Source organism: Neptunicella marina, assembly GCF_014270035.1.
In the GTDB taxonomy this organism is placed as follows: Bacteria; Pseudomonadota; Gammaproteobacteria; order Enterobacterales; family Alteromonadaceae; genus Neptunicella; species Neptunicella marina.
On the sequence record NZ_JACNEP010000005.1, the window covers coordinates 243,051 to 256,642 of the forward strand.

General features: G+C 42.9%; 15 protein-coding genes. 11 read left to right on the top strand and 4 right to left on the bottom strand.

Annotated features, from left to right (window positions below; genetic code table 11):
- Nucleotides 1-63: 63 nt before the first annotated feature.
- The 6 genes from H8B19_RS08380 (at nucleotide 64) to mutM (ending at nucleotide 3,528) form a co-directional block, all read left to right on the top strand.
- Entirely contained in the window at nucleotides 64-876 is an 813-nt protein-coding gene (locus tag H8B19_RS08380; protein WP_186506348.1) for a glycosyltransferase family 2 protein, read from the top strand.
- Between the two features lies 1 nt (nucleotide 877).
- Nucleotides 878-1,633 (top strand): glycosyltransferase family 25 protein, encoded by a 756-nt coding sequence (locus H8B19_RS08385; RefSeq protein ID WP_186506349.1) that lies wholly within the window; start codon nucleotides 878-880, stop codon nucleotides 1,631-1,633.
- A gap of 135 nt (nucleotides 1,634-1,768) precedes the next feature.
- On the top strand, nucleotides 1,769-2,005 hold the full coding sequence (gene rpmB, locus H8B19_RS08390; RefSeq protein ID WP_186506350.1) for a 50S ribosomal protein L28: 237 nt from the start codon (nucleotides 1,769-1,771) through the stop codon (nucleotides 2,003-2,005).
- A 12-nt stretch (nucleotides 2,006-2,017) separates the two neighbouring features.
- The gene (gene rpmG, locus H8B19_RS08395; protein ID WP_131259547.1) at nucleotides 2,018-2,173 is read left to right on the top strand and encodes a 50S ribosomal protein L33; all 156 of its coding nucleotides are present in this window, start codon (nucleotides 2,018-2,020) and stop codon (nucleotides 2,171-2,173) included.
- 90 nt (nucleotides 2,174-2,263) lie between these two features.
- Nucleotides 2,264-2,719, top strand: a complete 456-nt coding sequence (locus tag H8B19_RS08400; RefSeq protein WP_186506351.1) for a hypothetical protein — start codon at nucleotides 2,264-2,266, stop codon at nucleotides 2,717-2,719.
- The gene (gene mutM / locus H8B19_RS08405) at nucleotides 2,719-3,528 is read left to right on the top strand and encodes a bifunctional DNA-formamidopyrimidine glycosylase/DNA-(apurinic or apyrimidinic site) lyase (protein ID WP_186506352.1); all 810 of its coding nucleotides are present in this window, start codon (nucleotides 2,719-2,721) and stop codon (nucleotides 3,526-3,528) included. Before H8B19_RS08400 ends, mutM begins: the two co-directional genes overlap by 1 nt.
- Here mutM and coaD read toward each other — a convergent pair.
- Entirely contained in the window at nucleotides 3,525-4,019 is a 495-nt protein-coding gene (gene coaD / locus H8B19_RS08410; RefSeq protein ID WP_186506353.1) for a pantetheine-phosphate adenylyltransferase, read from the bottom strand. The genes mutM and coaD overlap by 4 nt on opposite strands.
- 140 nt (nucleotides 4,020-4,159) lie before the next feature.
- On the opposite strand from coaD, the gene H8B19_RS08415 reads away from it, so the two are divergent.
- The gene (locus H8B19_RS08415; protein ID WP_186506354.1) at nucleotides 4,160-5,626 is read left to right on the top strand and encodes a capsule assembly Wzi family protein; all 1,467 of its coding nucleotides are present in this window, start codon (nucleotides 4,160-4,162) and stop codon (nucleotides 5,624-5,626) included.
- A gap of 14 nt (nucleotides 5,627-5,640) precedes the next feature.
- Here the strand turns inward: H8B19_RS08415 and H8B19_RS08420 are convergent, their stop codons facing one another.
- Both H8B19_RS08420 and H8B19_RS08425 read right to left on the bottom strand, forming a co-directional pair.
- A complete protein-coding gene (locus H8B19_RS08420) occupies nucleotides 5,641-6,045 on the bottom strand; it encodes an FAD synthase family protein (RefSeq protein ID WP_186506355.1) in 405 nt (134 codons plus the stop codon).
- 22 nt (nucleotides 6,046-6,067) lie between these two features.
- A complete protein-coding gene (locus H8B19_RS08425; RefSeq protein WP_186506356.1) occupies nucleotides 6,068-6,793 on the bottom strand; it encodes a 3-deoxy-D-manno-octulosonic acid kinase in 726 nt (241 codons plus the stop codon).
- Between the two features lie 113 nt (nucleotides 6,794-6,906).
- Here H8B19_RS08425 and H8B19_RS08430 point away from each other — a divergent pair, with 113 nt between their 5' ends.
- Nucleotides 6,907-7,983 (top strand): glycosyltransferase family 4 protein, encoded by a 1,077-nt coding sequence (locus H8B19_RS08430; protein ID WP_241737539.1) that lies wholly within the window; start codon nucleotides 6,907-6,909, stop codon nucleotides 7,981-7,983.
- On the opposite strand, the gene H8B19_RS08435 is transcribed toward H8B19_RS08430, so the two are convergent.
- Entirely contained in the window at nucleotides 7,980-9,263 is a 1,284-nt protein-coding gene (locus H8B19_RS08435) for a 3-deoxy-D-manno-octulosonic acid transferase (RefSeq protein WP_186506357.1), read from the bottom strand. The genes H8B19_RS08430 and H8B19_RS08435 overlap by 4 nt on opposite strands.
- Nucleotides 9,264-9,485: 222 nt before the next feature.
- Here H8B19_RS08435 and H8B19_RS08440 point away from each other — a divergent pair, with 222 nt between their 5' ends.
- The 3 genes from H8B19_RS08440 to H8B19_RS08450 are packed head-to-tail and all read left to right on the top strand — an operon-like array spanning nucleotide 9,486 to nucleotide 13,512.
- Nucleotides 9,486-9,887 carry a substrate-binding domain-containing protein gene (locus H8B19_RS08440; protein ID WP_241737540.1) on the top strand — a complete coding sequence of 134 codons (402 nt, stop codon included), beginning with the start codon at nucleotides 9,486-9,488 and terminating at the stop codon, nucleotides 9,885-9,887.
- Entirely contained in the window at nucleotides 9,884-11,053 is a 1,170-nt protein-coding gene (locus H8B19_RS08445) for a TonB-dependent receptor (RefSeq protein WP_186506359.1), read from the top strand. Before H8B19_RS08440 ends, H8B19_RS08445 begins: the two co-directional genes overlap by 4 nt.
- Nucleotides 11,053-13,512 (top strand): bifunctional diguanylate cyclase/phosphodiesterase, encoded by a 2,460-nt coding sequence (locus tag H8B19_RS08450; protein WP_186506360.1) that lies wholly within the window; start codon nucleotides 11,053-11,055, stop codon nucleotides 13,510-13,512. Before H8B19_RS08445 ends, H8B19_RS08450 begins: the two co-directional genes overlap by 1 nt.
- Nucleotides 13,513-13,592 lie beyond the last annotated feature (80 nt).

Here is a 13,592-nt window from a genome sequence, read left to right on the forward strand (position 1 = left end):
TCAATGACTTTGGGGCCCATTTTTGTTATCCTATTAACCATTCGCGTCCAATAAAAATTATAAATGAAAGTATCCGTTATTTTTTCAACCTATAACTCGCCTGACTGGATGGAAAAGGTGCTCTGGGGCTTCCATTTTCAAACTTATCAAAACTTTGAAATTATCATCGCTGATGATGGTTCACTTGAAGAAACACGCGAACGCATAGCTCAGTTTGAGCAGCAATCCGGACGAAAAATAAAACACGTTTGGCAGGAAGACAATGGCTTTCAAAAATGCCAGATACTAAATAAAGCCATTGTCACCACTGAAGGTGAATATCTTATTTTCACGGATGGTGATTGCATTCCACGTAGCGACTTCATTCAAGCTCACGTTGATAATGCCAAACCCGGGCATTTTTTATCCGGTGGTTATTTTAAGCTACCGATGGATATCAGTCATAAAATTACCAAAGAAGATATCCAAAAGGGTGTCATTTTTGATGCCGATTGGCTAATTGCAAATGGATTAAAAAAGACACATAAGCTTATGAAACTAAATGCCAAAGGATGGCGCAAAGCACTGTTGAATAAATTCACGCCCACCACACCAAGTTGGAATGGGCATAATGCATCCTGTTGGCGTGAGTTGATTGTGGCAGCTAATGGCTTTGATGAACGTATGCAATATGGGGGAGAAGACAGAGAATTTGGTGAAAGACTGGTTAATAGTGGCATTAAACCAATCCAAATTCGTTATTCCGCAATTTGTGTGCATCTCGATCATGCACGTGGTTATGTTAAGCCAGAAATGATCGCTCAGAACAAAGCTATTCGAGCAGAAACCAAAGTCAACAAAGTTACCAGAACTCCTTTCGGTATAGAAAAGGTCTAAAGTGAACCCAAGGTCGGATATATTACTAATCAATTTAGCGCGTTCTACTTCCCGGCTCACTGAAAGTGAAAAAGCCTTAAACGCACAGAACTTAGCCTATACACGTATAGATGCAGTCGATGGTAATAAATTAAGTGAAGCTGAACTAAGTGCGCATTATGATTTGCAACTAAATCAAACCCGTTATCATAAAGATTTAAACAAAGGTGAAATTGCCTGCTATCTCAGCCATCGTAAAGCATGGCAGCATATTGTAGACAATAATCTGGATTTTGCAGTTATCCTTGAAGATGACTTTGAATTAATTGGTGACTTAAGTCAGGCCATCTCTACGACAAGCTCTATCCAGGTAAATTGGGACTACATCAAACTAGCCGGACATACCCGAACTCGCCATCCAATTTACCAAATTCAGCAGGATGACATGCAATTGGTTATATACAATAAATTGCCTTCACATACATTAGCGCAAATTGTCAGTAAAGAAGGGGCATGTAAACTACTCACTCACTCCGACTTAATATCCCGTCCTGTGGATGTGGACATTCAGCACTGTTGGGAAAGACATTTGAATGCCTATGGATTATTACCTTATGTGGCCAAACCACGTGATAACACCCAAAGTGAAATTGAACAGATAAATAAACGCACAACCACACCTAACCGTCGTTGGAAAAAAATTCAGGCGCAGATTTCTTTCTGGTTCAAAAATCGACGTTATAATCGCTCACGCCTTGCGCAGCTAAGATCAAAATAAAGACAGACAACAGTTAAAAAACTTGATCTCAAAAGGTGATTCCTGTATAAAATGCGCCCTCTTGCACTAGCGTGAATTTTTATCGGCTCACCAATTAAGTGAACCGAGCAGTATTTAAAGTAATTGGAGACAACCATGTCCAGAGTATGTCAAGTAACAGGTAAGCGTCCTGCGGTAGGTAACAACCGCTCTCACGCGAAAAACTCGACTCGTCGTCGTTTTTTACCTAACCTGCAAAACCACCGTTTTTGGGTGGAAAGCGAAAACCGCTTTGTAAAACTGCGTCTTACCCCTAAAGGTATGCGTATTATCGATAAAAAAGGCATTGATTCAGTATTAGCTGAAATGCGTGCCCGCGGCGAAAAAATCTAATAGGATCCGATCATGCGCGATAAAATTAAATTAGTGTCGACTGCTGGTACTGGTTATTTCTATACCACTGACAAAAACAAACGTAATATGCCTGGCAAAATGGAGATCAAAAAGTTTGATCCTAAAGTACGCCAGCACGTTTTGTTCAAGGAAGCGAAAATCAAGTAATTGACTTGCTTTTTGTCTCCCGAAAAACCCGGTTTAATGCCGGGTTTTTTGCGTTTACACTAAGCTGAATTTTCATTCCCGGGTGTATTCATGATTCGATTATCCAAACGAGGCTGGAACAATGTATTAATCATTGTTTCGCTGTTACTGATTATCCTGTTCAGTAATATGGGCAAGTTATTTAATTCTGCCAACTCAACAGGCCCTCAACCATTGCTACCCGAGGGCAGTGAAATACTCAGAATTGACTACGGGACTCATCAAATTGAACGCATAGGACGCGGCTGGCGAATTACACCTGCAACCGGTACGAGTGAATCACAACTTTCGCAAATTACCCAGCATTGGTTATCAACAAACGCCGCACCAATAGCAGGTAAACTCAATAATCCATGGATTGTTACTTTATGGTTAGCAGGCGAAGCTCAGGGACGTGTTTTTAAACTATTGCCTCAGGGTAATGATGTATTGATTGAAATGAACAACAACCTGTATATCGCCAGTCAGCATGGCATAAGCGACTATATCCCACTGGAGTTAATGTAGTGCCTGAGTTACCCGAAGTCGAAGTATCACGCATGGGCATTAGCCCATATTTATTAGGCAAAACCATTGAGAAAATTATTGTACGTCAACCCCAGTTACGTTGGCGCGTACCAGACGAGATTCAGCTGACCCAGGGTTTACCTATCGATGCCATTCACCGGCGGGCGAAATATTTGCTAATGGAGACCACTGCCGGCAGCATTATTGTGCATCTTGGCATGTCGGGAAAATTAAGGGTGATAGATAAAAATACGCCTGTGCAGAAACACGATCATGTCGACTTAGTCACGACAGACGGTTTGGCACTGCGTTACAACGATCCTCGCCGTTTTGGCGCCTGGTTATGGCAACCTGTAAACGAGCAACATCAGGTATTTTCCAGCTTAGGTCCTGAACCGCTGACCGATGATTTCAATGCTGAACGTTTAATTAAAATGGCAAAGCAACGAAAGATGGCAGTGAAAAACTTTATAATGGATAACAAAGTGGTGGTGGGTGTAGGTAATATCTACGCTAACGAAGCACTATTCAAAAGTGGCATTACCCCTCTCAGGCACGCTTGTGACATCAGTAATAATCAATACCAACAACTAACCCAACATATAAAAACCGTGCTTGCGAGCGCCATTGAACAAGGTGGTACCACCTTGAAAGATTTTGCGCAGGCCGATGGCAAACCCGGCTATTTCGCTCAAAAACTAATGGTCTATGGCCGTAAAGGGCAACAATGCTTTAGCTGTGATTCAACAATAGAATCTGTAGTGATTGGGCAGCGTAATAGCTTTTACTGCCCGACCTGTCAGTCTTAATCAGATGACGACTGGTTAAATTTTTCCAGTAAGGCCGTTTTTACCACAGCATCACAAAATTCACTGACATCACCATGATGTAAAGCAACCTCTTTGACCAGCGTGGAGGAAATAAAGGAATTTTCTTCCGCCGGAGTTAAGAACACACTCTCCAGTCCCGGGCTCAAACGGCGATTCATATTTGCCAGCTGAAACTCATATTCAAAGTCAGACACTGCCCGCAGACCACGAATAAGCACAGTCGCGCCTTGCTGTTTGGCAAAATTAACCAGTAAACCGGTAAACCCAATCACATCGACGTTAGAGAGGTGTGAAGTCACTTGCTGTGCCAGTTTTACACGTTCTTCCAAACTGAATAACGGCTTTTTACTCGGATTGTACGCAACGCCTACCGTAACATGGGAAAACATATTGGCCGCGCGCTCGATTAAATCAACATGACCATTGGTGATAGGATCGAATGTACCGGGATAAACCGCTTTTGTGTGCATAATTTGAATCAACTTGATGAATTTCAATTGAAATTTTGCCAAGGATTGACGCCGAAGTCACATTTTTTAACAGGGATTTATCAACTTGCAATGGTATGATTAGCCCATCATTCGAATTTCCCGGTTAAGTTATTCCTCACATGGATGTAAAAGCTGTAAGCAAACTATCACTTGTTATCATTTCCACTGCGTTTGTAAGCCGCGTAACTTTGGCTTCCCCATGGATAGGTACCACAGATCCATTATTACATCAGGACTTATTATTGCTGGTTGAACAAGGTTATTTGAATGTGGCGGCAACCTCCTATCCCGTGCCCTGGAAAGGCATAGACGGGCAACTGGATAGCTTACAAACCGAAATTCTCACGCCTGAAGCGCAACTGGCAGCACAGCGTCTGCGTTTTTATTTATCCGCGCAGCAGAATCAATCTTTCCAGCGTATGGCTAAAATTCAACTGGCTAATCAGGCAAATCGATTCCATAACTTTGCTGAACCTCAATCTGATAAAAATCAGCTGCAATTCAATACTGAATTCACCAGTGGCAGATGGGCTGCCAAAATTTCAGCCAATATTGGCTCTGACAGTAATAACTTCGATCAGAGCTATATTGCCTATCAGTTAGGTGACTGGAACTTACGCGCGGGGGCAATTAATCAATGGTGGGGACCAGCCAATGGTAGCAGCCTGATTTTAAGTGACAATGCGCGCCCTGTGCCGTCAGTCTCCTTATCCCGCTCCACGGCAGTCGCATCTGAGAGCGCCTGGTTAAGCTGGCTGGGTCCCTGGTATTTCACAGCGCAATTAGGTGAAACCGGCGACAAACGCGAAATAGACGGCGTGAAGCTTTGGCGTACCCGTTTTAATTTTCAACCAGTGAAAGGTTTGGAAATAGGTTTATCCTGGGCAGCAATGTGGGGTGGTGAAGGTCAGGGTAATGGGTTCAAAGACTTTATCGATATCATTACATTCCGTCCAGAGTGCGCCAATAATGCACAGCAATGCGACGACAGTCTGGATACCAAAAAAGGCAACCAACTGGCAGGCTACGACATTCGTTATAGCTTCTCGGTGGCAGGGCAACCACTAAGCATTTATGCACAACAAATTGGTGAAGACGCAGTGGATTATTATCGGGTAACCGATAAAGCAACATTAGCAGGTATCTCTACCTATTTGTGGGGACATAAAATTTATCTGGAACATAGCGATACGAATGTAGCTTGTGGCAACACAGGTTCGACGGAAAAGAATTGCTATTACGAACATTCTTTATATCAGTCAGGTTACCGTCACTATCAGCGGGCTATCGGTAGTACATTCGATTCAGATGCAACAGTCACTTCTTTGGGCATCAATAAACACTTTGCCGATGGCGCCGCCTACGCAGTCACACTCAACATCGCTGATTTGAATAAAGACCAGACAAAACCATCACCATTGCTATTGGCAAATCATGAAAAACTAACAGAGTTAAGCGGCTACTATCAGTTTCCATATCTGGACTGGTTAATCAAACTTGGGGCGAAATACTCACAAAGTAGGCTACAAGATGCCGAAAATAAGCGCGACAGTCTTATTTATACTGAAATGCGTTATCACTTTTAGCGAGTGTTACAGAGCTAAGCAACAGGCGGAATTTCCTTAATGACTTCGATAATTTCAGTGGTTGAAATAGAAGGCGTACGTGGCAAATAAACAACCTCACAACAATCACTGAGGAAGTCGAACCTGCCCTGCCAATCATTCCCCATCACCAGAATGTCGGCTTTCTGCTGTAAAATATATTCACGCTTTTTTTCCAGCGACTCTTCTACAAACACATTATCCACAAAACGCAATGAACGAATAATTTCAAGACGGCTGGATAAAGGATAAACCGGTGCACGGCCTTTTTTAGACAAATTAAGTTCATCGGATGAAACGCCTACCGTCAGCAAATCGCCCATCTGCCTGGCACGCTGTAAAATTCGGATATGGCCAATATGAAACACATCAAAAGTACCAAAAGTGATCACTCGTTTCATTGGATTTTCCTTATTATCCTTATTAGTTCAAGTCAGCAGATTGATAACCAGCAATCAGATGCTGCCAATCAGACTCCTGCCAGTGAAATTGTGCCAGTCGTTGTTTTTCTTTGTGTAAAGAACGCAATAAACGTTGCAAATTTTGTTGTTTCCATTGCTGACCGGCTTTAATTGCGCATTTATCGAAGTCAATTATCCAAATAACATCCTGATCATCTTTCATCAGGTTATGAATATTCAAATCATGATGATAAACCTGATGTTGATGTAATTTAGCAATCGCTTTTCCCACCTCAAACCATTGTTTTTCAGATAGCGCTTCGGTTTTAAGAATATGATAAAGATCACAACTTTTCGCCACATACCGAGTAATGATATCGGCACGATAATATAAACCTTTGTGAATTATTCTTGCGGCAACGGGTTTGGGCACAGGCAAATTCCACTGATGCATTTGCACCAGTAAATTAAATTCCCGCCAGGCACGGGTATTTTCCACCCCCGTAAAAACATAGTTATCTTTTATTAACTTACCTATCAGGCCACCACGTAAATAGTGGCGTAAAACACAATGCACATCCTGATGCTGAAAAAAATACGTGGTACCACGACCTACTGACTTGCCTGTGATCTTTTGTTGCTGTTCCAGCCATTGTCCATCAAATAAATTGGCACTGACATCCGGCATCAATTCTTGATCATAAATAATGCTTTGTTGTGCGAAAGTTTTTTGCTTGATGGTCGGCATGCTACAATCCGGCTGCGTCTGAACTTGCGCCTATTGTAATCAAAACAGCAAAATTATCAGCGATTTATATATCAGAACCACCAAAACTGTTTAACTGACACCAGTGAAGCCCGATGCCAAATACAAATCAAAGCCACGATAACGAAATTGAACTCATTTTGGGTAACTCCAAGCCCAGCTTTTCCGGCATAACTTCAACCATGCTGCAAGTGCTGCCCCATCAACAAAAGTTGATCAACTTACGAGTTATGGGCAAACACCACTTGCCCGATCCTTCTATCGCGATTAGTTTTTGGCAAACCGTAAAACTGTGTCGTAAACCACTCAGCAATGGCAAGTACCGTGTTTTTCATGCTCGTCGCGTAGATGAAATGATTCAGGCGGTGACACTTAAATATTTGTTTGGTGCAAAAATTAAAATAGTCTTTAGTTCCGCCGCGCAACGTTTTCGCTCCGGATTCACCCTGTGGTTAACCCGTCAAATGGATGCGGTTATTGCCATAAGCCAACGCTCAGCTAATTACCTGTCAGTGCCACCAAAACTAATCAGTTTGCATGGTATAGAAACTAAAAATTATGCACCGGCCGGGGATAAACAAACCAGCTGGCAACAATTGGGGTACGGCGGCAAATACGGCATTGGTATTTTAGGGCGCGTCCGTAAACAAAAAGGCGTGCACCATTTTGTGAATGCCGCGATCGAGGTATTGCCCAGGCATCCTGATTTTAACGCTGTGGTTGTTGGAGCAATTTCATCGGGCAATAAAGAGTTTGTTGACGAGTTAAAGCAAAAAATTGCAGCGGCGGGATTAAGCGAACGCATTATTTTTACCGGCGAATTACCCTTCGAGCGTATTCCTCCCATATTCAGTTCTTTATCTATGGTGGCTGCATTAAGTGATAACGAGGGTTTTGGCCTTACCGTATTAGAAGCCATGAGCAGTGAAGCGGCTGTACTTGCCACCGAAGCTGGCGCCTGGGAAGAAATTATACGTCAGGGAACCGACGGTTATGTGGTGCCGGTTAATGACATTACTGCCATCACCGAAAAAATGGACCTGTTACTTTCAGATCCACAAAAATTAGCTCAAATGGGTAAAGATGGACGTCAGCGTGTTCTTGAGCATTATACGGTGGAAGTGGAAGCCAGACGTTTGGTCGACTTTTTCCGTCAGGTACAAAATAGCTAATCCCAACTATGTGGTGCAGTTAACATCTCATAGTTGTTTTGCACCGCACCTTGATTTTGTTGAACGACAAGCGCTGCCCGTTCACCCCTTTTTTTACTTTCTTCAGGGTTCAACAATAGTGTTAAACAACTCTCGTATAAGTTTTCCGGACTCTTTACGGTACTCAATGCCTGGTGTTCAGTGAGTAAATGACAGATGTCAGCGTTGTTATACTGGCTAGAGCCCATTACCACCGGCTTGGCCCATATTGCGGCCTCCAGGGGGTTGTGACCTCCCTTTGGCGCCAACGAACCACCAACAAACACAACATCAGCACAACCGTATAAAGCGCTGAGCAGCCCCATTCCATCGGCAATAAATATATCCGTATTTGGCTGCGTGGCTTGCCCTTGAGAGTAACACCTTACGTGCTCAAACCTCGATTGGCATAACTCTTCAACCGCTTTAAAACGCTGTGGATGCCTTGGCACCAAAATCAACAGTAAATCTGGTATGTGCTGTTTTAATTTTTGAAAGCAATCCAGTATTAGCTGTTCTTCGGGGTTATGGGTGCTGCCCGCCAGTAATATCGTCCTTCCATGCAAATTAAATTCAGACGCTAGTTGCTGTTGTTTTTGTTCAAGTTCAGACGTTAACTGGATATCTAATTTAAGATTACCTCGCCAACTGACTTTTTCAGCTGCAACACCCCATTTTTGATAATTAATTGCGTCTTGTTCTGACTGGGCACTTACAGAGGTAAAAATTTGGCAAAGTGGTTGATATAACCAGCTAAAACGCTGCATTTTTTCCAGGGTTTTATGAGTCATTCTGCCATTAACTACATAAACAGGAATACTCAATTCCTGACAACTAAACAACATATTTGGCCATAATTCAGCTTCGACAATAATCACTTTCGACGGCCCTACATACAGTAATAGTCTGCGTATACATACAGCAAAATCAAAAGGTAAATATTGATGCACGACCCGCTCACCAAATAACTGTCTGACGCGCGCGGCCCCGGTGGCAGAGGCTGTGGTTATGGTGAGAGGTAATGCAGGTTGCTGTTGCAAAATATGATTGACCAAACCACTCACAGCAACCACTTCACCGACAGATGCACAATGAATGAGCCAACCATTGGCTAAAACCGGGTTTAATTGTAAACCCAGACGTTGCCATTTTTCGCTGTCCGCCCCCACACCTGCGCGTTTTTTCTGACGCCAAAGCAGAAGTATCAATAACGGACTTAACACCAGCAAAAATGAGGAATAAATCAATCGTTTCAGAAACATAAGTCAACCGAATTGCGAAGCCCGTATGCTACGACTATTCTTAAAATAATTTTCATGGACTTCAAATACATAGTTTCCTTTTTGATATAACTCATTATAGTATGAAGGTACTGTGCAAAATACCAAAACCGTAATTAACTTAAGTAGTTACGTCTTGGACGAGGTATTATCTTGCGGCAAAAGATGCAAAGGATATGGGTTACAGTTTTGCTCTGTGTTGTCATGCTGGCATCTAATGTTAGTCTGGCGCAGCAAATTTCAATTCAGGTTTACGTCAATCAGACAGTACCGGTAACCGATCTGACCCCTGCTCAATTAAGACGCATTTTTACCATGCGCCAGACACAATGGCCAAATGGCGAACCAATAAAAGTCGTAGTGTTCAAAAGTCAGGATCCCTTACACCAACAATTTGCCAAAAATGTACTGCAATTATTTCCCTATCAGCTGGAACGGATCTGGAATCGCCTAATTTACTCTGGTCAGGGCGAACGTCCAGTCGAAGTTGACTCTTCTGTGCAAATGCAACGTTTTATCAGTACCCACCCAGGGGCAATTGGCTATATGCCAGTCACCGATACGATCAATGACGCACATCTCATTCATGTCAGGGAGGACAAATGAGCAAATTAAGATTAGCGTTAAGTCTGTTCATGGTTATTAACATGACTCAGGCTGAAGAAATCAACTGGCACGGGTTTATTGCTCAAGGCTTGATTCAGGCTAAAGACAGCAGTTTTATCAACAAAGATGGCGATATATCGACGGAATTGACTGAAGTGGGAATCAACGCCTCATATCAATTAAGTCCGGAGTTGCGACTTTCCGGTCAGGCGGTGTATCTCAATGGCGGAAACCGCTACCCCGATGGTGCTCGTCTTGATTACTTGTTTTTCGACTGGTCGGCTATTACTGAGTTAGATTGGCAGTTGAATGTACATATAGGCCGCTATAAAAACTATCACTGGTTATTTTCTGCGACACGTGATGTCCCTCACACTCGTCCATCCATTATCCTGCCGCAATCGATTTATTTTGATGCGTTTAGAGATATCGCATTGGGAACCGACGGTATCGCACTAAAAGGAAGTTATAACTCTCAGGCAGGTGAGTTCGACTTTAACTGGAGCTACGGCAGCACTGATATGCCCCACCAGCAAACTCAGTATCTTTTTGGTGAATTTGCAACCGGCCAAATCAGCAATGAGTATGACCATAAAGCGAGTCTTTATTTCAGACCATTAGACACCACATTTTTAGCCGGTATAAATGTCATTGATTCGCGTTTTAGTTACCAACAGGGTGCAAACGATGCCTTTATGGACGGTAAAGCCAGTGTACAAAGAGTGATGTTGCATTTGCGCTACGATAGTCTTAACTGGTCAATAATGTCGGAACTAATGCAGGAAAGAGTAGTGTATGACCAGTTGCTTTATCCTACTTTCCATAGTGATACCTTTTCACAAGGTGGTTATGTGCAATTCAATTACCACCACAATGATGCTGTGCAATCATTTGTCAGGCTGGATATGGTCGATCTGGACAAGGATAATCGTAGCGGAAGTCAGCGCGAACAACTAAGCGGAGGGCTCATTCCATCATATTATGGTTTTATGGATGATGCAGTAGCGGGCCTGCACTGGCAATTTGCCACAGACTGGAAACTCACCATGGAGTACCACAAAATAAAAGGCAGAGGCAGGTTAGCTCCCGTTATTATTCCTGACTTTGCTAATGATACCGGTAAATACTGGGATATGTGGGCTGCCCAGATTATGTATTGGTTCTAATGAAAAAGTTTAATCTGAGTTTATCGTGGAAAATTCTGGGTCTTCTCAGTATTTTTTTCCTGATCGCCAGTCTGGTAATTGCTAATAGCTGGATCAGTAAAAACAATCAGGATTTTAAAGCATTGCAACAGCAACGCTGGCAGCAGGACTTGCGTCAGTTTGAAATTATTCAAAATCTGTTACGTAACCGCATCGAAACCTGGTTTGAATCCTATATCCCTCTCGCGCAAAATCAGTTACCCACTGTAGAACAAACATCAATCATGCTGACCAGGCAAATCGACTTTATTCAATTACACTGGCAAATCAATAATATATGGCTATTTCGTGAGCCACAGGATATGGCCTATAGCTCTTCAGATACATCACCACCGTTATTGAATGATTTGGTTACCAAAACGTTTCATCGACAAATGGCCACTGATGAAGTGGCTTGTGGCAAATATTGTGAACATTATTACGCCATGCCGATACTGGTTGAGGAAAATAAAATCGCCGTAATAGTAGTAACAACTATGTTACAGGAAGCACTGGCGTCATTACATCAGGCCACCAATGCAGAGCTTGCCTTGGTTAAACAAACCTCAGACCCATCCCATCGAATCAGGCTTGAGATCCAACCGCCAATATCAAGTACTCAGCGTAACTACATCGAAAAAGTGCTCAGCATGCTGCCTGACAACAGCTCCGATTCGGTGGCTGAACAACAGGGGATTGCACTTAACTTTAAACAACATTCATTACTGATTAATCTCATTCCACTGAATACTGCATCAGATCAGGTATTTTACGCCATGCTGGTGCACAATATGACGCAAACCAACGCACAACACCGACAATTTCAGCAATTGGTGCAACAAATCGCCATTGCGACTGTGGTTTTATCACTGATTACTTTTTTTATTCTGACTCAAAGACTGCGTCGGCGATTGCAATCCGTTAGCAATAGTCTGCCACTGCTGGCTGCGCGCCAATACAACGATTTTCGTCAACATCAGTATATTCAAAGCAGTTTGTTTATTGATGAAATTGACCAGTTGCAAAATTCAGCCAATCAACTGGCGCAGGAACTGGAATCACTGGACAACCAAATAGCACTCAATACCCGCGAACTGGAAAATATCGCCATGTTCGATAAATTATGCGGGCTGCCTAACCGCAATATGCTCAATCAGTTTCTCAAACAATCACTGGCCGAACTAAAACGCAACGATATGCAACTGGCTGTAATGTTTCTTGATTTTGACAACTTCCGCCACGTAAATGATAGTCACGGGCACAATATTGGTGACACCTTTCTGATTGAAGCCGCAAATAAAATTAAGCAGTGTGTGCGTGAAACGGATTTTGTCGGGCGGTTTGGCGGTGATGAGTTTGTGGTGGTTTTGCAACATGCCAATGTACAAAAAGCACTGGAATTTGTTTCCAATAAATTATTGTCCTGCTTCAGGGAGCCGCTGGTAGTCAGTGGGCAACGTTTTTACATTACGGCCAGTATCGGCGTCGTGATCACCAACAATGCCCAGGAGCAGGTGGATACGATTATCCGCCAGGCCGATATGGCAATGTATGCCGCCAAAGATCAGGGAGGAGACCGTTTTTGTCTGTTTGAACCACAAATGTATCAGAATGTGGTGGGTCGTGTTGAGATTGAAAATGAAATGCGTGAAGCCTTTAACAACGATGAACTGTTTTTTGCACTGCAGCCACAGATTGAAATTAGCACAGGAAAACTTGTGGGTTTTGAAGCGCTGGTACGCTGGATACATCCCGTCAAAGGATTTATTCCACCGGATAAATTTATCCCGGTACTGGAAAACTCAGAAAACATGGTACAACTTGGCTATTGGGGTTTAAAACGCGCATTTTCAATACTCAATCAACTTGAAAAATTAGGCTACCCTAACCAACGCATAGCGGTTAATTTATCGGCAATTCAGTTGCTTGATCCTGGCTTGGTCCCCTTCCTGCGGGAACAGATACGTGATTCAGGTAAGGACGGTTCTCAAATTGAACTCGAAATCACTGAGCGCACTCTGGTGGCGGATATAGATCATACGCTGGATATTATGAAAACCCTGAGAAGTATGGGCTTTAGTTTTTCCATTGATGATTTCGGAACTGGCTATTCATCTCTGGCCTATTTAAAACAAATGCCGGTGGACATCATTAAGATTGATCGCAGCTTTATTGCGGGTATGACCACAAACCGCGCCGATATGCAGATCGTTTCCTCTACCATCGCCATGGTCCAGCAATTAGGTATGAAAGTTGTCGCCGAAGGCGTGGAAACCACGGCACAAATGCGAATGCTGGCTGACATGAACTGTGAAATAGCACAGGGCTACCTGATTTCCAAACCCCTTCTGGAGCAGGACTTGTACCAGCAAATAGACCACAAACTGCAAAATGGCTTATGGGAAGAAGCCAGACTTATCCGGGAAGAAAGTATCAATTAGCTCCTGTACAAAAAATCTGACGCATAATAATTAACCTATCATTACCTTTAGTCTTTGTTTCCTTTAAAATACCCCGCATT

What these genes read in the sequence shown, in the direction of transcription:
- H8B19_RS08380 (WP_186506348.1), top strand. Translation starts at nt 64, where the DNA reads ATGAAAGTATCCGTTATTTTTTCAACCTATAACTCGCCTGACTGGATG.
- rpmB (WP_186506350.1), top strand. Translation starts at nt 1,769, where the DNA reads ATGTCCAGAGTATGTCAAGTAACAGGTAAGCGTCCTGCGGTAGGTAAC.
- rpmG (WP_131259547.1), top strand. Translation starts at nt 2,018, where the DNA reads ATGCGCGATAAAATTAAATTAGTGTCGACTGCTGGTACTGGTTATTTC.
- H8B19_RS08400 (WP_186506351.1), top strand. Translation starts at nt 2,264, where the DNA reads ATGATTCGATTATCCAAACGAGGCTGGAACAATGTATTAATCATTGTT.
- coaD (WP_186506353.1), bottom strand. Translation starts at nt 4,019, where the DNA reads ATGCACACAAAAGCGGTTTATCCCGGTACATTCGATCCTATCACCAAT.
- H8B19_RS08415 (WP_186506354.1), top strand. Translation starts at nt 4,160, where the DNA reads ATGGATGTAAAAGCTGTAAGCAAACTATCACTTGTTATCATTTCCACT.
- H8B19_RS08420 (WP_186506355.1), bottom strand. Translation starts at nt 6,045, where the DNA reads ATGAAACGAGTGATCACTTTTGGTACTTTTGATGTGTTTCATATTGGC.
- H8B19_RS08425 (WP_186506356.1), bottom strand. Translation starts at nt 6,793, where the DNA reads ATGCCGACCATCAAGCAAAAAACTTTCGCACAACAAAGCATTATTTAT.
- H8B19_RS08430 (WP_241737539.1), top strand. Translation starts at nt 6,907, where the DNA reads ATGCCAAATACAAATCAAAGCCACGATAACGAAATTGAACTCATTTTG.
- H8B19_RS08435 (WP_186506357.1), bottom strand. Translation starts at nt 9,263, where the DNA reads ATGTTTCTGAAACGATTGATTTATTCCTCATTTTTGCTGGTGTTAAGT.
- H8B19_RS08440 (WP_241737540.1), top strand. Translation starts at nt 9,486, where the DNA reads ATGCTGGCATCTAATGTTAGTCTGGCGCAGCAAATTTCAATTCAGGTT.
- H8B19_RS08445 (WP_186506359.1), top strand. Translation starts at nt 9,884, where the DNA reads ATGAGCAAATTAAGATTAGCGTTAAGTCTGTTCATGGTTATTAACATG.
- H8B19_RS08450 (WP_186506360.1), top strand. Translation starts at nt 11,053, where the DNA reads ATGAAAAAGTTTAATCTGAGTTTATCGTGGAAAATTCTGGGTCTTCTC.